This window comes from Paenirhodobacter sp. (assembly GCF_047600745.1).
GTDB lineage: Bacteria > Pseudomonadota > Alphaproteobacteria > Rhodobacterales > Rhodobacteraceae > Rhodobacter.
In genome coordinates, this window is sequence record NZ_JASGKI010000003.1 from 35050 (window position 1) to 52342 (window position 17293).

At 68.4% G+C, this 17293-nt stretch carries 15 protein-coding genes; 14 read left to right on the forward strand and 1 reads right to left on the reverse strand.

From position 1 onward, the window contains the following. Positions 1 to 7 precede the first annotated feature (7 nt). From QM789_RS06765 to QM789_RS06830, 14 genes are all read left to right on the forward strand, one after another. Positions 8 to 1474: an aldehyde dehydrogenase gene (locus tag QM789_RS06765; RefSeq protein ID WP_420351195.1), complete on the forward strand. Its 1467-nt coding sequence runs from the start codon at positions 8 to 10 to the stop codon at positions 1472 to 1474. Between the two features lie 73 nt (positions 1475 to 1547). After that, the gene (locus QM789_RS06770; protein WP_420351196.1) at positions 1548 to 2543 is read left to right on the forward strand and encodes an ABC transporter substrate-binding protein; all 996 of its coding nucleotides are present in this window, start codon (positions 1548 to 1550) and stop codon (positions 2541 to 2543) included. A 22-nt stretch (positions 2544 to 2565) separates the two neighbouring features. Next, positions 2566 to 3366: an ABC transporter permease gene (locus QM789_RS06775; protein WP_420351197.1), complete on the forward strand. Its 801-nt coding sequence runs from the start codon at positions 2566 to 2568 to the stop codon at positions 3364 to 3366. Further along, positions 3366 to 4166 (forward strand): ABC transporter permease, encoded by an 801-nt coding sequence (locus tag QM789_RS06780; RefSeq protein WP_420351198.1) that lies wholly within the window; start codon positions 3366 to 3368, stop codon positions 4164 to 4166. The genes QM789_RS06775 and QM789_RS06780 overlap by 1 nt, the downstream gene beginning before the upstream one ends. Further along, a complete protein-coding gene (locus QM789_RS06785) occupies positions 4163 to 5233 on the forward strand; it encodes an ABC transporter ATP-binding protein (RefSeq protein WP_420351199.1) in 1071 nt (356 codons plus the stop codon). Before QM789_RS06780 ends, QM789_RS06785 begins: the two co-directional genes overlap by 4 nt. 55 nt (positions 5234 to 5288) lie before the next feature. Beyond that, a complete protein-coding gene (locus QM789_RS06790) occupies positions 5289 to 6125 on the forward strand; it encodes a transporter substrate-binding domain-containing protein (protein ID WP_420351200.1) in 837 nt (278 codons plus the stop codon). Between the two features lie 14 nt (positions 6126 to 6139). Further along, complete coding sequence (locus QM789_RS06795) at positions 6140 to 6823, forward strand: amino acid ABC transporter permease (RefSeq protein WP_420351201.1); 684 nt, start codon at positions 6140 to 6142, stop codon at positions 6821 to 6823. 10 nt (positions 6824 to 6833) lie between these two features. Then, a complete protein-coding gene (locus QM789_RS06800) occupies positions 6834 to 7580 on the forward strand; it encodes an amino acid ABC transporter ATP-binding protein (RefSeq protein WP_420351202.1) in 747 nt (248 codons plus the stop codon). Further along, positions 7580 to 8686, forward strand: a complete 1107-nt coding sequence (locus QM789_RS06805; RefSeq protein ID WP_420351203.1) for an iron-containing alcohol dehydrogenase — start codon at positions 7580 to 7582, stop codon at positions 8684 to 8686. Before QM789_RS06800 ends, QM789_RS06805 begins: the two co-directional genes overlap by 1 nt. Before the next feature lie 64 nt (positions 8687 to 8750). Next, positions 8751 to 10547 (forward strand): sensor histidine kinase, encoded by a 1797-nt coding sequence (locus tag QM789_RS06810; RefSeq protein WP_420351204.1) that lies wholly within the window; start codon positions 8751 to 8753, stop codon positions 10545 to 10547. Further along, complete coding sequence (locus QM789_RS06815) at positions 10544 to 11887, forward strand: sigma-54-dependent transcriptional regulator (protein ID WP_420351205.1); 1344 nt, start codon at positions 10544 to 10546, stop codon at positions 11885 to 11887. Before QM789_RS06810 ends, QM789_RS06815 begins: the two co-directional genes overlap by 4 nt. A gap of 197 nt (positions 11888 to 12084) precedes the next feature. Then, positions 12085 to 13038: a TAXI family TRAP transporter solute-binding subunit gene (locus QM789_RS06820; protein WP_420351206.1), complete on the forward strand. Its 954-nt coding sequence runs from the start codon at positions 12085 to 12087 to the stop codon at positions 13036 to 13038. Positions 13039 to 13099: 61 nt separating this feature from the next. Continuing rightward, positions 13100 to 15220 carry a TRAP transporter permease gene (locus QM789_RS06825; RefSeq protein WP_420351207.1) on the forward strand — a complete coding sequence of 707 codons (2121 nt, stop codon included), beginning with the start codon at positions 13100 to 13102 and terminating at the stop codon, positions 15218 to 15220. Then, the gene (locus QM789_RS06830; protein ID WP_420351208.1) at positions 15217 to 15585 is read left to right on the forward strand and encodes a DUF1850 domain-containing protein; all 369 of its coding nucleotides are present in this window, start codon (positions 15217 to 15219) and stop codon (positions 15583 to 15585) included. Before QM789_RS06825 ends, QM789_RS06830 begins: the two co-directional genes overlap by 4 nt. Here the strand turns inward: QM789_RS06830 and QM789_RS06835 are convergent, their stop codons facing one another. After that, positions 15586 to 17283 carry a fructose-specific PTS transporter subunit EIIC gene (locus QM789_RS06835; protein ID WP_420351209.1) on the reverse strand — a complete coding sequence of 566 codons (1698 nt, stop codon included), beginning with the start codon at positions 17281 to 17283 and terminating at the stop codon, positions 15586 to 15588. It lies immediately after the preceding gene. Positions 17284 to 17293 lie beyond the last annotated feature (10 nt).

The following is a 17293-nucleotide window of genomic DNA, read 5'->3' on the forward strand; positions in this document are numbered from 1 at the left end:
GGGGATGATGGAACAGTTCGACCTTTACATCGACGGCGCCTTCACGCCGGGCGCGGCGCGGTTCGAAAGCCGCGATCCGTCGACCGGCACCCCCTGGGCGCTGATCGCCGAAGCCCGCGCGGCGGAGGTGGATGCGGCCGTCGCGGCGGCCAAACGCGCCTTCCGCTCCGGCCCCTGGCCCGCGATGACGGCGACGGCACGGGGCAAGCTGCTGCATCGTCTTGCCGATCTGGTGCAGGCGGCGGCGCCGGAGCTCGCGCGGATCGAGACCCGCGACACCGGCAAGATCATCCGCGAGACCTCGGCCCAGATCGCCTATGTCGCCGATTACTACCGCTATTACGCGGGGCTGGCGGACAAGATCGAGGGCGCGCATCTGCCGATCGACAAGCCCGACATGGAGGTCTGGCTGCGGCGCGAACCGATCGGCGTGGTGGCGGCGATCGTGCCGTGGAACAGCCAGCTTTTCCTCTCGGCGGTGAAGCTCGGCCCGGCGCTGGCGGCGGGCTGCACGGTGGTGCTGAAGGCATCCGAAGACGGCCCCGCGCCGCTCCTCGCCTTTGCCCGGCTGGTGCATGAGGCGGGCTTTCCGCCCGGCGTGGTCAATGTGATCACGGGTTTCGCACCCGATTGCGGCGCCGTGCTGACCGCCCATCCCGACATCGACCATATCGCCTTTACCGGCGGGCCGGAGACGGCGCGCCATGTGCTGCGGTCCTCGGCGGAGAACCTCGCCTCGACCTCGCTGGAACTCGGGGGGAAATCGCCCTTCATCATCTTCGCCGATGCCGATCTGGACAGCGCGGTCAACGCGCAGATCGCCGGGATCTTCGCCGCGACGGGGCAAAGCTGCGTCGCCGGATCGCGGCTGCTGGTGCAGGACAGCATCCGCGAAAAGGTGCTGGCAACGCTCGCGGACCGCGCCGCCCGGATCGTCTCCGGCCCGCCGGGCGACAGCGCGACCGAGATCGGCCCCCTTTGCACCGAACGGCAGCGCGCCCAACTGCACGGGATCGTCACCGCCTCCGTCGCCGCCGGGGCGCGGCTGATCTGCGGCGGGGTGCTCCCCGAAGGGCCGGGCAGCTACTACCCGCCGACGATCCTCGACTGCACCGAGACCCCCGATGCGCCCTGCCTGCGGCAGGAACTGTTCGGCCCGGTCCTTTCGGTCACCGGCTTCACCGACGAGGCCGATGCGATCCGGATCGCCAATGACACCGCCTATGGGCTGGCCTCGGGCGTCTTCACCCGCGACCTGACGCGGGCGCATCGGATGATCCGGGCGATCCGCGCCGGGATCGTCTGGGTCAACACCTATCGCGCGGTCTCTCCCATCGCGCCCTTCGGCGGGCATGGCCTGTCGGGGCACGGGCGCGAAGGCGGGCTGGCGGCGGCGCTGGATTTCACCACGGTCAAGACGGTCTGGCTGCGCACCTCGGACGATCCGATCCCGGATCCCTTCGTGATGCGCTGACCCAAAGACCCGCCGCCGCGCCACGGACGGGACAGAACCAACAAGGCGCACCCCAACAACAGCGGAGATCCCGATGCGCATTCTGAAATTCACGGCGGCGATGGTCCTCGCGGCACAGCCCGCGCTGGCCGATATCGTCTTCACCAGCTGGGGCGGCACGACGCAGGACGCCCAGACCGAATTCTGGGCCGCACCCTTCGCCGCCACGGGCACGAAGGTCGTGCAGGACGGGCCGACCGATTACGGCAAGCTGAAGGCGATGGTCGAAGGCGGCGCCACCGCCTGGGATGTGGTCGATGTCGAATTCGACTATGCGCTTCAGGCCGGGGCGGACGGGCTGCTCGAACCCCTTGATTTCACGGTGATCGACAAGGCCGCGCTGGATCCGCGCTTTGTGTCGGATTACGCGGTGGGGTCGTTCTACTATGCTTTCGTGCTGGGCTACAATCCGGCGGCCTTTGCGGACAAACCCGCCACGCTCGCCGATCTGTTCGATCTGGAGAAATTCCCCGGCAAGCGGACCTTCTACAAATGGGCGGCGCCCGGGGTGCTGGAGGCCGCGCTGATCGCCGATGGCGTGGCGCCCGATGCGCTCTATCCGCTGGACCTCGACCGGGCGTTCCGGAAACTGGACACGATCAAGTCGGAAATCATCTGGTGGACCGGCGGCGCACAGTCGCAACAGCTTCTGGCCTCGGGCGAGGCGCCGATCGGCTTCTTCTGGAACGGGCGGCTCGCGGCGTTGCAGGCGGATGGCGAGGATGTCGGCATCGTCTGGGACCAGAACATCACCGCCGCCGATGCGCTGGTCGTGCCGAAGGGCACGAAGAACAAGGCCGAAGCGATGCGCTTCATCGCCGCCGCGACCTCGGCGCAGGCGCAGGCCGATTTCGCCGCCGCCACCGGCTATGCGCCGATCAACACGGGATCGCCCGCGCTGATGGATCCGGCCGTGCGCGCCACCCTGCCCGATGCCCATGGCGAGAGCCGGATCGACGCGGACATGGCCTGGTGGGCCGCGCATCGCGAGGAGATCGGCAACCGCTGGTATGCCTGGCAGGCCGAATGATCCGCCCGGAAAGGAGCCGCTCATGATCCCGATCCCGGCCCGGATCCTGGGCCTTACCCTGCCCATTCTGGTGCTGCTGCTGGCGTTCTTCGTGGCGCCGGTGGCGGGGCTGCTCGCGCGTCCGGGGATGGCGGATTACGCCGCCGTCTTCAGCACGCCGACCTATGCGCGGGTGTTTCTCAACACCTTCACCGTTTCGGCGCTGGTCACGGTGGTGACGGCGCTGATCGCCTTCCCGCTGGCCTGGGGGCTGACGGTGTTTCCGCGCCGGGTCGCGGCGGGGCTGTTCGCGCTGATCCTCTTGTCGATGTGGACGAACCTTCTGGCGCGGACCTACGCCTGGATGGTGCTGCTGCAACGCACCGGGCCGATCAACCGCTGGCTTCAGGACATGGGGCTGATCGACGGGCCGCTGGCGCTGGTGAACAACCTCACCGGGGTGACGATCGGCATGGTCTATATCATGCTGCCCTTCATGGTGATGCCGCTCTATGGCGTGCTGTCAAAGATCGACCCGGCGATCCTACAGGCCGCGGCGCTGTGCGGTGCGACGCGCGGGCAGGCGCTGCGCCGGGTACTCTGGCCGCTGGCCCGGTCGGGGATCGCCTCGGGCGCGCTGATGGTTTTCGTGATGTCGCTGGGCTATTACGTCACCCCCGCGCTGCTGGGCGGGACGTCCAACATGATGCTGGCCGAACTGATCGCGCAACAGGTGCAGAGCCTGACGAACTGGGGCCTCGGGGGCGCGCTGGCCTTCGTGCTGCTGGTGGTGACGCTCGGCCTTTATGCGCTGCAACTGCGCTTTGCCAAGGGGGCTGCGTGATGCTGCTGGATTTCGACCGTCTGGGATGGTGGCGCTGGTGGCTGGGCGGGGTGGCGGCGCTGGCGGGGCTGTTCCTGCTGCTGCCGGTGGTGTTCATCGTCGCGCTGTCCTTCGGCTCGTCGCGCTGGATGCAGTTCCCGCCGCCGAAATGGACCACGAGATGGTATGAGGAACTGTTCGCCGATCCGCGCTGGATCGAGGCGGCGCTGACCTCGGCCAAGATCGGCGTGCTGGTGACGGTGCTGTCGGTGGTGATCGGCGGGCTTGCGGCGCTGGCGTTGACGCGCTGGCGGTTCCGGGGGCGCGAAGTGCTGCGCGCGCTGTTCCTGACGCCGATGGTCCTGCCGGTGGTGGTGTTTGCCGTCGCGGTCTATGCGCTGTTCCTGCGGATCGGGCTTGGCGGCACGCTGGCGGGGTTCGTGATCGCGCATCTGGTGCTGGCGGTGCCGTTTTCGGTGATGGCGATCTCCGGCGCGCTCGAAACCTTCGACCCGGCGATCGAGGATGCCGCGATCCTGTGCGGCGCCACGCCCTGGCAGGCGCGGCTGCGCGTCACCCTCCCCGCGATCCGCCACGGCGTGTTTTCCGCCGCGCTGTTTTCCTTCCTCGTCAGCTGGGACGAGGTGGTGGTGGCGATCTTCATGGCGAGCCCCACGCTGCAAACCCTGCCGGTGCGGATCTGGGCCACGCTGCGGCAGGATCTGACCCCGGTGATTGCCGCCGCCTCGACGCTGCTGATCGGGGTGACGGTGCTGCTGATGATTGGCGCGGCGCTGCTGCGCAAGGGAGCGACGAAATGACCGCCTATCTGCATATCCACGGCCTGCGCAAAACCTTCGGCGATGTCGTGGCGACCGAACATGTCGAACTGGAAATCGCGCAGGGCGAGTTCATGACCTTCCTCGGGCCGTCCGGGTCGGGCAAATCGACGACGCTCTATATCCTCGCCGGGTTTCAGGATCCGACGGCGGGGGACATCCTGCTCAATGGCCGGTCGATCCTGAAGGTGCCGTCGAACAAGCGCAACATCGGCATGGTGTTTCAGCGCTATACGCTGTTCCCGCATCTCACCGTGGCCGAGAATGTCGCCTTTCCGCTGCGGGTGCGGGGGGTTCCGGGGCATGAGATCGCCACCCGGGTCGCCCGTGCGCTCGACCTCGTGCGGCTGAAGGGCTTTGGGGACCGGATGCCCGCGCGGATGTCGGGTGGGCAGCAACAGCGCGTGGCGCTGGCCCGCGCGCTGATCTACGATCCGCCGGTGCTGCTGATGGACGAACCACTTTCCGCGCTGGACAAGAAGCTGCGCGAGGAGATCCAGCACGAGATCCGCCGCATCCATCAGGAAACCGGCGTCACCATCCTGTACGTCACCCACGATCAGGAAGAGGCGCTGCGGCTTTCCGACCGGATCGCGATCTTCAACAAGGGCCGGATCGAGCAGGTCGGCACCGGGCCGGAACTGTATTCCCATCCCGCAACGCATTTCGTCGCGGATTTCATCGGCGACAGCGCCTTCCTTCGCGCGACGGTGCAGGCGCCGGGGGTGGTGGAATTCCCGGACGGCACGCAGGTGGCGGGGGTGCCGGTGCATGGCTTCGCCCACCCCGGATCGGCGGTCGAGGTGATGCTGCGCCCCGAACGGATCGACCTTGCCGCCGAGGGCGCGGGCATGCCCGTCACCGTGCGCGACCTGACGTTTCTGGGCAACAACACCTCGGTCGAGGTCGCAACCGGCTGGGGTGATACGCTGCCGGTGCGGCTGAACTTCGGCCATCCGCTCACCGGCCGGATCGCGCGGGGCGACCGGCTGATGCTGCGCTGGCAACCCGAGGCCGCCCATGCCTTCGCCGGTCCGGGAATCTGTTGACGGGTCAAATTTCCCATGTGATGGTATGCCATAATACAATAAACAGGGGGTGCGGATGACGCAAATGTGGGATCACGGCCGGGCCGCCGTGTTCGCGATGATGCTGGCCGGTCTGGGCACGGCGGCGCAGGCGCAGGGCTGCGCGCCGCGGATCGCCGATGAATTCCTGGTCAAGCCGGGCCATCTGCTGATGGCGACCAGCCCGACCCTGCCGCCGATGGCCTATGCCGATGCGCAGGGCAACCTGAAGGGGCTGCGGATCGAGCTTGGGGCCGAGGTCGCGAAGCGGCTCTGCCTGACGCCCGAATATATCAGCATCGAATATGCCGCGATGGTGCCGGGGCTACAGGGCGGCCGCTGGGATCTGATCGACGCCGGGCTGTTCGTGACCGAGGAGCGGCGCAAGATCCTGCTGATGATCCCCTATGAAAACCTGGCGATTTCGATCTCCACCCGGATCGACGACGACACGGTGAAGACGGCGGATGACCTTGCGGGGAAGGCAGTCAGCACCGACATCGGCGGCTATGCCGAAGTGAAGATCAAGCAGCACAACGCCGATTTCAAGGCGCGCGGGCTGGCGGAAATGACCATCGGCCTGTTCGACAACTACGCCACCGTCTATCAGGCCCTGCGCGCCGGGCAGGTCGATGCCGCCGTCTCCATCGACCCGGTGGCGAAGCAATACGAACAGCGCGGCGACTTCCGGCAGGCGCTCTCCGGCATGTATCCGACGCCCGGCTCGCTGGCGATGAAGACGCCCGAAATCGCGCAGGCCGTTTCCGACGCGCTGAAGGAAATGAAGGCCGACGGCACCTTCGACCGGCTGATGGAGCAATACGGCGTCACCCCCGCGCCGGGCGACCTGAGCTATCTGCCCCTCAAGAACTGAGAAGGACGCCCGCGGTGAAAGGCTGGAACTGGGAAGGTTTCTTCGAGTACCTGACGAATTACTACCTGTTTCAGGGCGCGCTGGTGACGCTCGGCCTGACGGTCTTCGCGATTTCGGCGGGGCTGGTGATCGGCTTCTTCGTCGCGCTGATGCGGATGTCACGGCACCGGGTGCTGTCGGGTCCGGCGTCGTTCTACATCTGGATCTTTCGCGGCACGCCGCTGCTGGTGCAGTTGATCATCATCTACACCGGCCTGCCGCAGATCGGCATCCGCTTCACCGTGCTGCAATCGACGCTGATCGGCCTGGCGCTGTGCGAGGCGGCCTATCTGGCCGAGATCGTCCGCGCCGGCATCTCCGCCGTGCCAAAGGGACAGGTCGCCGCCGCCCGCGCCATCGGCATGACCGAACCGCAGGTGATGCGCTATGTCGTGGCGCCGCAGGCGCTGCGCATCATCATCCCGCCCCTGGGCAATTCGGTGAACAGCGTGCTGAAGACCACCTCCATCGCCTCGATCATCTCGATGGAGGAACTGCTGCGCCGCACGCAGGTGCTGATTCAGGAGCGGTTTCTGGTGCTGGAACTCTTCGTCGTCGCGGCGCTCTATTACCTCGCGATGACCACCGCATGGGATCTGGTGCAGCGCCGGATCGAACGCCGTTTCGGCCGCGCCTATGGCGCCGCCCCCAATCCGTAAGGAGACCGCCATGCCCGGTGAAAGCGTCATCGACCTGCAATCGGTCAACAAATGGTATGGGCCGACGTTTCAGGTGCTGAAGGATTGCTCGCTTTCCGTCGCGCGGGGCGAGGTGGTGGTGATCTGCGGCCCCTCCGGTTCGGGAAAATCGACGCTGATCAAATGCGTGAACGCGCTGGAGCCGGTCGACAGCGGGCGCATCACCGTGGCGGGCGCCACCGTGACCGACCCGAAGACCAACCTGCCACGGCTGCGCGCCCGCGTCGGCATGGTGTTCCAGCATTTCGAGCTGTTCCCGCATATGACGATCACGGAAAACCTCTGTATCGGGCAGGAAAAGGTGCTGCGCCGCCCGCCGGATCAGGCCCGCGCCAAGGCCGCCGCATTGCTGGACCGGGTGGGCCTCGCGGCCCATGCGCATAAATACCCCGGGCAGCTTTCGGGCGGGCAGCAGCAGCGCGTCGCCATTGCCCGCGCGCTGGCGATGGACCCCGATGCGATGCTGTTCGACGAACCGACCTCCGCGCTCGACCCCGAGATGATCAACGAGGTGCTGGATGTCATGGTGGCGCTGGCGCAGGACGGGATGACGATGATGGTGGTGACGCATGAGATGGGCTTCGCGCGCAAGGTCGCCGACCGGATCGTGTTCATGGACGGCGGCGAGATCGTGGAAATCGGCGACCGCGCGACCTTCTTCGACCATCCGCAGAGCGAACGCGCCCGCTCCTTCCTGTCAAAGATCCTGGTGCATTGATGGCCATCCGCCTGCTGCAACCGCGCGAAATCCTGATCGGCGGCGGGGTGCGCCACCGGCTGGGCGACCTGCTCGCCGCGCTTTCGGCCACCCGCCCGCTGCTCGTGACGGATCCGGCGATGCTGCGCCTCGGCCCGGCGCAGGCACTGGCCGAAACCCTCGGCGCCGCGATCTTCGCCGATGTGGTCGAGGATCCGACCGATACCTCCGTCGCCGCCCTCGCGGCCGCGGTGCGGCTGGGCCGCCATGACGCCCTGGTTGCGCTTGGTGGCGGCAGCGCAATTGACACCGCCAAGGCCGCCGCGATCGTGCTGGCCACCGGTGAGGCACTGCGCGCGCTCAAGGTGCCCCGGATCGTCGATCTTCCGGTGATGCCGGTGATCGCCGTGCCGACCACCGCAGGAACCGGGTCGGAGGTCACCCGCGCCGCCGTGGTGACCGATACCGCCGCGCAGGAGAAGATGCTGATCCTCGGCACCGCCGCGCTGCCGGTGGCGGCGGTGGTGGATTACGAACTGACGCTCACCTGCCCGTTCCGGGTGACGGTGGACACCGGCATCGACGCGATGACCCATGCGCTGGAGGCGCTGGTCAACCGCAATGCCAATCCCCATTCCGATGCGCTGGCGCTGTCGGCGCTGCGGCTGATCGGCGGGCATCTGGAAACCGCCGCGCGCGCGCCGCTGAACCACCCGGCGCGCGAAGCGGTGATGCTGGGCGCGACACAGGCGGGGATCGCGGTCTCCAACACCTCCACCGCGCTGATCCACGGGCTCAGCCGCCCGATCGGCGCCTTCTTCCACGTTCCGCATGGCATGTCGAATGCGATGGTCCTGCCGCTGGTGACACAATTCTCGCTGGCGGCGGCGCTTGGCCTTTCTGGCGCGGCGGATCTGGTCCCGGCCTTCGCGGCGATGACCCGTCGACTGGAGGTGCCGACGCCCGCCGGTTTCGGCATCGACCGCGCGCGCTATCACGCGCTGATCCCGGAGATGGTGCGCCAGGGGCTGGCCTCCGGCACCCCGGCGAACAACCCGCGCATCCCCACGCCCGAGGAAATGGCCCGGCTTTACGAACTGGCCTTCGACGGCACCCTCGCCCCCTGACCCGCCGCCCGGAAAGATCGGGCGCAGTCTTGCGCTGCCCGTGAAATGCGCAAAGATGGCGGGCATGACGGGCGGGACAGACGACATCGGACAGGGGCGCGGCACGGCAGCGGGGGCCGGGCGGCTGCTCGCAGCGGTGCTCGCCGTGCTGGCCGTTGCGGGGCTGTCCGGCATGGCGACGCAGCAATGGGCGCTGGCACGGCTTGACCGGCAGTTGGAGGACCGCTTCTCGATCACCGCGCATGTCCTCGCGGCGGAGGTCGCCCGGCTGCGCCACCTGCCGCGCGTGCTGGGGGAGGACAGCCGTCTGTGGCAGGCGCTGGATGCCCCGCGCGACCCGGACCGGCTGGGCGCCGCGAATGACTACCTGCGGCGCGCGCGCGACCTGACCGATGCCGACGAAGCCTATCTGATCGGGACGGACGGGGTGACCATCGCGGCGTCGAACTGGAACGAGCCGGGCAGTTTCGTGGGGTTCGACTACGGCTTCCGCCCCTATTTCCGCGAGGCGATCGCGGCGGGCGAGGCCTATTACTACGCCATCGGCATCACCACCGGCCGCCCCGGGGCCTTTCTTTCGGCGCGGATCGGCCCGGCTTCCGCGCCGCGCGGGGTGTCGGTGGTGAAGATGGAATTCACCCAACTCGAATCCGCCTGGACCCGGGCGGGGGAGACGACCTTCGTCGTCGATGCCGAGGGAATGGTGTTCCTGTCGGCCGTTCCGGAATGGCGCTTCCGGCCGCTGGCGGCGCTGCCGCCGCAGACCATCGCGCGGCTGACGGCGGAAAGACGCTATGCCGGGCTGGCGCTGGAGGGGGCGCGGCCCCTGCCGATCCGGGGCGACCGACTGACCTCCGCAGGCGGCGCGATGCGGCTGCGGCTCGGGCCGGTGGCGGGCACGGATTGGCGGCTGGCGGTGGCGCTGCCGCTCGCGCCGGTGCGCGATCAGGCGGTGCTGGCGGCGGTTTTCGCGGGGGCGGCGGGGGCGCTGCTGGCGGTTCTCACGGTCGCGCTGCGGCAGCGGCGGCAGATCCTGCGGCTGCGGCTCGACGAGGCGGACCGGCTGGAGGCGCGGGTCGAGGAACGCACCCGCGCGCTCGCGCAGGAGATCGAGGAGCGCCGCCGCACCGAAGAAAAGCTGCTTCACACGCAGGAAAGCCTGATCCATGCGGCGAAACTCGCCGTGCTGGGCCGGATGTCCGCCGCCATCGTGCATGAGGTCGGGCAGTCGCTTTCCGCTCTCGACAACAATCTGGCGGCGGCGGGGCTGCATGGCCGTTCGGGCGATGCCGCGCGGCTGGCCACGGCGCTCGACCGGGCGCGGGCGATGCTGCGGCGGTTGCAGGGCGTGGTCGCGCGGCTGCGCGGCTTCGGCAGCCGTCAGGTGCCGGTGGCGCTGGTGCCCGTTGCGCTCGCCCCGGTGATCCAGACCGCCGCCGAACTGGTGCGGCCGAGCGCGCGCGACACCGGGGTGGAGCTGACCCTGCCGGTGGGCGACCTGCCGCCCCTGATCGGCGATGCGCCGCGTCTGGAACAGGTGCTGACCAATCTGATGCTGAACGGGGTGGAGGCGGCGGCCCGCGCCCCGGCCCCGCGCGCGGTCCGGGTTTCCGCGGCGCGCGCGGGCGGCGTGGTCGAGATCACCATCACCGACACCGGCCCCGGCCTGCCCGAGGCGCTGCACGACACCGTGCGCGAGCCGTTCTTCACCACCCGCGGCGCGGAGGGGATGGGCCTTGGCCTTTACATCGTCCAGTCGCTGCTGGAACAGATGAGAGGCAGCCTGCGCTATGCGCCGGGGCCGGAGGGACGGGGCACCTCCGCCATCGTCACCCTGCCCGCACCGGAGGAACCCGCATGAGCCGTGGCCGCATCGCCTTTATCGACGACGAACCGGACCTTTGCGCCGCCGCGCAGGACTGGCTAGAGGCGTCGGGGTTCGAGGTCGCGACATGGGACGCGCCGCTGCGGGCGCTCGACGCGATCGACCCGGCGGCGTTCGACGTGGTGCTGACCGATCTGCGCATGCCCGACCTGCCGGGGGACCGGCTGATGGCGGCGCTGCGCGGACGCGACCCGGATCTGCCGGTGATCCTGATGTCGGCCCATGCCGATGTGCCCGAGGCCGTGGGCGCGATGCGCGACGGCGCGCATGATTTCGTCGAAAAGCCCTATCTGGCGGAATATCTGGTCGCCGTGCTGGACCGGGCGGTCGAATGGCGGCGGCTGCGGCGCGAACTGGCGCAGGTTCGCACGCCGCAGAACCGCCGCGAGCGGGTGGAGGCGGCGATCCCCGGGGTTTCGCCCCTCGTGCGGCAGCTGCGCGAATCCGTTCTGCAACTGGCCGATGTGCCGGTCGATCTGCTGATTTCCGGGCCGCCGGGGACGGGGCGGGAACTCCTGGCGCGGCTGATCCATGAAAGCTCGCGCCGGGCGCGGCGGCCCTTCGCCGCGCTCGACTGTGCCGCGATTTCCGAAGAGGCGATGCTGGCCGAACTCTTCGGCCATGAGCGCGGCGCCCTTCCGGGCAGTGGCGGCGAGCGGCGGAGCCTGCTGGAATTCGTTCAGGGCGGTACGCTCTACCTCGCGGAAATCCATGCGCTTTCCGCCGCGATTCAGGCCCGGCTGTTCCGCGCGCTGCACGACCGCAGCGTGACCCGGATCGGCGGCACAAGGCCCCATGCGGTGGATGTCCGGCTGATCGCCAGCAGTTCGGAGGATCCGGAGGCGCTGATGCGGACGGGGCAGTTCCGGCAGGATCTCTATTTCCGGCTGGAGGGTGCGCGGCTGCGGATGCCGACGCTGGCCGAGCGGCCAGAGGACGTGCCGCTGCTTTACGTCCAGTACCTGCACGAAGCCGCCCGCCGGTTCCGCCGCCCGGCGCCCGATCCGGGGCCCGCCGAACTCGCCGCGCTGCGCGCCCGGCCCTGGCCCGGCAACCTCGCACAGCTTCACGCCGTGGCCGAGCGCCATGTCCTCGGGCTGGCCGGAGCGGACAGGCCCGGCCCGGTGGCCGATGCGGCGCAGGAGGCCGATGAACACCTGCCGCTGTCGCAGCGCGTCGCGGCCTTCGAGGCGCGGATCATCTCCGAGATGCTGGCCCGCTGCGGCGGCTCCTCCGCCGAAACGGCGGAAAGGCTGGGCGTGCCGCGCCGCACCCTGAACGAAAAGATCGCCCGTTACGGATTGCGGCAGGGCTGAAACGCTGGCGGATTTTTGCCCGGTGCCGGTTTCTGGCAAGAATCCGCCAGGGTCCGGCCGCACAGGCATCCGCCTATCGCCCTGAAAACAGACGGTTTTCATCCACACCGCCGCGAGAATTCGCAGAAAAGAAAAACGCTTTCCCTCCGTGCCGCCGGGATTCCATCTTGGGGATCACAAGATCGGGAGGATCCATCATGTCCAGAATGTTCCAGTTTCTCGCTGGGGCCGCGCTTGGCGTTGCCGGCCTGAGTGCCGCGACCGATGCGCGGGCCGAGTTCATCAACGTGCTGACCGGCGGCACCTCGGGGGTGTATTATCCGCTCGGCGTGGCGCTGTCGGAGCTTTATGCCGAGGGCATCCCCGGCGCGCGCACGCAGGTGCAGGCCACGAAGGCGTCGGTCGAGAACCTCAACCTGCTGGCCGCGGGCCGGGGTGAGGTCGCCTTTTCGATCGGGGATTCGGTCGTCGCGGCCTGGGAGGGCAATACCGAAGCGGGCTTCAAGCGCGAGCTGAAGAACCTGCGCGCGATCGGCGGTTTCTACGACAATTACATCCAGATCATCGCCGAGGGGTCGTCGGGGATCAAGACGCTCGCCGATCTGAAGGGCCGCTCGATTTCCGTCGGCGCGCCCGCTTCGGGCACCGAACTCAACGCGCGCGAAATCTTCGCCGCCGCCGGGATGAGCTATGACGATGTGGGGCGGCTCGAATACCTGCCCTATTCGGAATCGGCCGAACTGATCAAGAACCGCCAGCTTGAATCGACGCTGCAAAGCTCGGGCCTCGGCGCGGCCTTCATCAAGGATCTGGCAACCACCCACGGCATCAACATCGTCGAAATCCCCGCCGAAGTGGTGGAGAAGATCGGCCCGCCGTTCAAATCGGTGGTGATCCCGGCGGGCACCTACGAAGGCCAGGACACCGACGTCATGACCGCGGCGGTGACCAATATCCTCGTCACCTCCGAGGCGGTGCCCGAGGAAACCGTCTATCTGATGACGAAGCTGATGTTCGAGAACAAGAGCAAGCTGGTCTCCGCCCATAACGCCGCCTCGGCGCTCGATCCGGCCAATGCGGTCGCGAACCTGCCGATCCCGCTGCATCCGGGCGCCGAACGCTACTACCGCGAAATCGGTGTGCTGAAATAAGGCCCGCCCGCCGGGCGCCTAGCCCGGCGGGGAATACAGCCCTTCGCCAAGGATTGCCCAAGTGACCGATCAGATCAGCCTGTCCGACAGCCACCACAATGCCGAAGAGCAGATCGAGGGCCTGCCCTCCGGCTTCGGCGACGGCTGGACCGGAACCATAACCTACTGGATCGCCTTCACCTTTTCCCTGTTTCAGATCTGGGTCGCCTCCTATGGCACATTGCCCAGCCAGATCGTGCGGGCGATGCATGTGGGGTTCCTGCTGCTGCTGGGCTTCGCGCTGATCGCCAACCTGCTGACCCGCAGCCGCGCGGGCAAGGTGTTCTACTGGATCCTCGCGCTTCTCGGCTTCGGCACGGGTCTTTACAACTGGGTGTTCTACAAGGACATCATCATGCGGTCGAATTTCCTGACCGCCACCGACCTGACGATGGGCGCGCTGCTGATCGCGCTGGTGTTCTGGCTGGCGCGGCGGCTGATGGGCTGGCCGCTGGTGATCATCGCGGGCGCCTTCCTGGCCTATTGCGCCTTCGGCCAGCACCTGCCCGGCATCTTCGGCCACCGCGGCTATGACGCCGAGATGCTGATCGAGCATTTCGGCTTCGGGACCGAAGGGATCTACGGCTCGCCGATTTATGTCTCCTCGGCCTATATCTTCATCTTCGTGGTCTTCGCGGCGTTTCTGGAACGCGCGGGGATGCTGGATCTGTTCAACGACGTGGCGCTCGGGCTTGTCGGCCACTGGCGCGGCGGGGCGGCGCAGGTCTGCACGCTGTCCTCCGCGCTGATGGGGACGGTATCGGGTTCGGGCGTGGCCAATGTGGTGGCCTCGGGGCAGTTTACGATCCCGCTGATGAAGAAATCCGGCTTCCGCGCCAGTTTCGCGGGCGGGATCGAGGCCACCTCGTCGATGGGCGGGCAGATCATGCCGCCGATCATGGGCGCCGTCGCCTTCATCATGGCCGAAACGCTGGGCATTCCCTATGGCGATGTGGTGCGCGCCGCCATCATCCCGGCGATCATGTATTTCGCCACCTGCTTCTGGAGCGTCTATCTGGAATCCGGCAAGCTGGGCCTGCTCGGCCTGCCGAAGGACCAGTTGCCCAGCCCGTGGCAGGCGATCAAGAAGCAATGGGGCCTGCTGATCCCGCTCGGTGCGTTGGTCTACCTGCTGTTCGCGGATTACACGCCGATCTTCGCAGGGTCGATGGGGCTGGCGCTGGTGGTGGTGCTGATCCTGGGCACGGCCATCGCCGCCTCCATCGGGCCCTTCGCCTTCCGGGTGGCGTTCTGGGTCTCGGTCGGGCTCGCCTCCGCCGCCTTCCTGAAATACGGGGTGAACCTGCTGTTCATCGTCATCGGCGTGCTGCTGGTCGCCTGTTTCGTGGTCAAGGGCGGGCGGCACGCGCTGGTGATCGTACGCGACAGCCTTGCGCTCGGCGCGCGCAACGCGCTCCCGGTGGCCGCCGCCTGCGCCATCGTCGGCATCGTGATCGGCACAATGACGCTGACCGGCATCGCCTCCACCTTCATCGGCGTGGTGCTGAAGATCGGCGAGAACAACCTGTTCCTGTCGCTGGTTCTGGTGATGATCACCTGCCTGGTTCTGGGCATGGGGATCCCGACGATCCCGAACTACATCATCACCTCGTCGCTCGCGGGTCCGGCGCTGGAACAGTTGGGCGTGCCGCTGCTGGTCAGCCATATGTTCGTGTTCTACTTCGGCATCATGGCGGATCTGACGCCGCCGGTCGCACTGGCCTGTTTCGCGGCGGCGCCGATGGCCCGGGTCTCCGGCCTGCGGATCTCCATCGACGCGACGAAGCTGGCGATCGCGGGCTTCGTCATGCCGTTCATCGCGGTCTACTCCCCGGCCCTGATGTTGCAAGACGCCGCCCCCGGCAGCTTCTTCGCCGAGAATGTGGGCTACTGGGCCGAGGTCGCCTTCGTCACGCTGAAGGCCGCGCTGGCCGTGGGCCTGTGGGGGATCGCCGTGGTCGGCTGGCTGATCGGCCGGGCGACCTGGTTCGAGCGGGCGCTGGCGCTGGCGGGCGGGATCACCCTCGTCCTGCCGAGCCTTGCCACCGACCTCGCCGGGATCGCGATGGCGGTGGCCCTCGTGCTGATCCACTGGCTGCGCCAGCGGGGCGGCGCCTCGCGCGGGCCGGTCGGGGCGGCATGATCTGCCTTGCCACCGGCGCCGCGCTGCTTGCACTGACCGGGCCGGAGTTCACTCTGGCCTGGTCGCATTCCGTCGCCCATACCCGCTGGGAAGAGGTCTGGCAGGCCGGACCGGAGGGCCTGCGCCCGGTCCGGGCCTTCGTCCAGGGCCCCGGCGCCGGGATGGAACTGCCCGAGGGCGCCGAGCGGGTCGCGGGCGGCTGGACCTACCGCCCCACCCTGCCGCCGCAGCGCGACATATATTTAGCCGCCTCCGGCATGACCGGGGGCGGCTGGACCCTCTGCGCGGAGGGCCGATGTCAGGAAGTCGGTGCCGAGCCGGGCGCGCCGCTCCACCTGTGGCAGGCGGAGCGCTGCGCCCCCTAGTCAGGCCGCGGCAGGGGCCGGGGCGTCGATCCGCCGTTTCGCCAGCCCGAGCGCCACGACCGAAACCGCCGTACCCACCAGCAACGCGATCACGAAGCCGCCGAGGTTGCCCACCGCATTCGGGATCGGCAGCACGAAGACCCCGCCATGCGGCACCCGCATTTGCACGCCCGTCGCCATGCAGATCGCGCCCGCGACCGCCGAACCCACCGCCAGCGCCGGGATCACCCGCAGCGGATCGCGCGCGGCGAAGGGGATCGCGCCCTCGGTGACGAAGGCGAGGCCCAGCACGAAGGCGGAGTTGCCCGCCTCCCGCTCCTCGGCCGTGAAGCGCGAGGCGAAGAGCCGCGTCGCGATCGCCAGCGCCAGAGGCGGGGTCATGCCGCCGCACATCACCGCAGCCATCGGCTCGGTCACATTCGCGGCGATCAGCGTGGTGCCAAAGGCATAGGCCGCCTTGTTGATCGGCCCGCCCATGTCGATCGCCATCATCCCGCCCAGCAGCAGCCCGAGGATCGCCGCCGAAGACCCCTGCATCCCTTGCAGATAGGCCGTCATCGCCGCCAGGATCTTCGCCGTCGGCGTGCCGACGATGTAATACATCAGCAGCCCGGTCAGCGCCGTGCCCAGCAGTGGCAGGATCAGCACCGGCTTCAGCCCTTGCAGGGTCTTCGGCAGCTTGATCCACTTGTTCAGGAGCAGAACGCCATAGCCCGCGATGAACCCGGCCAGAATCCCGCCCAGGAACCCGGCGCCGATGGTCGTCGCGATCACGCCCCCCGTCATGCCGGGGGCGATGCCGGGCCGGTCGACGATGGAATAGGCGATATAGCCCGCCAGCGCGGGCACCATCAGCGTCATCGCGCCCTTGGAACCGATCTGGAACAGGGTGTGCCCCAGCGTCCCGGCATATTGGTCTTCGAAGACATAGATCCCGCCAAGCGCGAAGGCGATGGCGATCAGCAGCCCTCCCGCCACCACGAAGGGCAGCATGAAGGACACGCCGGTCATCAGGTGTTTATAAACGCCCACCCGCTGCGGCGCTGCGGCCTCGGTGGCTTCCGCCACAGCGCCCTGCACGGTCGCCTCGGCCTGCGCCTTGCGGATCAGCGCGGCGCCGTCGTTGATGGCGGGCTTGGTCGGCCCCGAATAGACCTTCTTGCCCGCGAACCGGCCCAGTTCCACCTGTTTGTCGGCGGCGATGATGACCAGATCGGCGGCGGCGATTTCCTCGGGCGTCAGCGCGTCCTGCGCACCGACCGAACCCTGCGTCTCGACCCGGATCTGATGGCCAAGCGCCCGCGCGCCCTCCTGCAACCCTTCGGCCGCCATGAAGGTATGCGCGATGCCGGTGGGACAGGAGGTGATCGCCACGATCTTCAGCCCGGCCGCCGGCGCCGTGGCCGCCCCGGACAGGCCCGCGAGCGCCGCGCCCGCGTCATGCAGCACATCCGTCACCGGCACCCGCACCTGCCGCAGCGCACCAAAGCGCGCGTCGCTCACATCGCCCACCAGCAGCACCGCCTCGGCGCTGTCGATGGCGGCGGGGTCGAGCGGCTCCAGCACGCCCGTCTCCGTCTCCACTTCCACGGCCAGCGGCCAGCCAAGCGTCTTCGCCGCCGTCTTCAGCGCCTCTCCGGCCAGAACCGCATGGGTGCCCAGTTCCCCGGCCCCGACCACGGCAATGTATTTCGTCATGCCTTCCTCC

Coding starts and splice junctions, on each gene's coding strand:
- QM789_RS06765 (WP_420351195.1), top strand. CDS start 8: ATGGAACAGTTCGACCTTTACATCGACGGCGCCTTCACGCCGGGCGCG.
- QM789_RS06790 (WP_420351200.1), top strand. CDS start 5,289: ATGACGCAAATGTGGGATCACGGCCGGGCCGCCGTGTTCGCGATGATG.
- QM789_RS06780 (WP_420351198.1), top strand. CDS start 3,366: ATGCTGCTGGATTTCGACCGTCTGGGATGGTGGCGCTGGTGGCTGGGC.
- QM789_RS06810 (WP_420351204.1), top strand. CDS start 8,751: ATGACGGGCGGGACAGACGACATCGGACAGGGGCGCGGCACGGCAGCG.
- QM789_RS06770 (WP_420351196.1), top strand. CDS start 1,548: ATGCGCATTCTGAAATTCACGGCGGCGATGGTCCTCGCGGCACAGCCC.
- QM789_RS06775 (WP_420351197.1), top strand. CDS start 2,566: ATGATCCCGATCCCGGCCCGGATCCTGGGCCTTACCCTGCCCATTCTG.
- QM789_RS06815 (WP_420351205.1), top strand. CDS start 10,544: ATGAGCCGTGGCCGCATCGCCTTTATCGACGACGAACCGGACCTTTGC.
- QM789_RS06785 (WP_420351199.1), top strand. CDS start 4,163: ATGACCGCCTATCTGCATATCCACGGCCTGCGCAAAACCTTCGGCGAT.
- QM789_RS06805 (WP_420351203.1), top strand. CDS start 7,580: ATGGCCATCCGCCTGCTGCAACCGCGCGAAATCCTGATCGGCGGCGGG.
- QM789_RS06830 (WP_420351208.1), top strand. CDS start 15,217: ATGATCTGCCTTGCCACCGGCGCCGCGCTGCTTGCACTGACCGGGCCG.
- QM789_RS06800 (WP_420351202.1), top strand. CDS start 6,834: ATGCCCGGTGAAAGCGTCATCGACCTGCAATCGGTCAACAAATGGTAT.
- QM789_RS06835 (WP_420351209.1), bottom strand. CDS start 17,283: ATGACGAAATACATTGCCGTGGTCGGGGCCGGGGAACTGGGCACCCAT.
- QM789_RS06820 (WP_420351206.1), top strand. CDS start 12,085: ATGTCCAGAATGTTCCAGTTTCTCGCTGGGGCCGCGCTTGGCGTTGCC.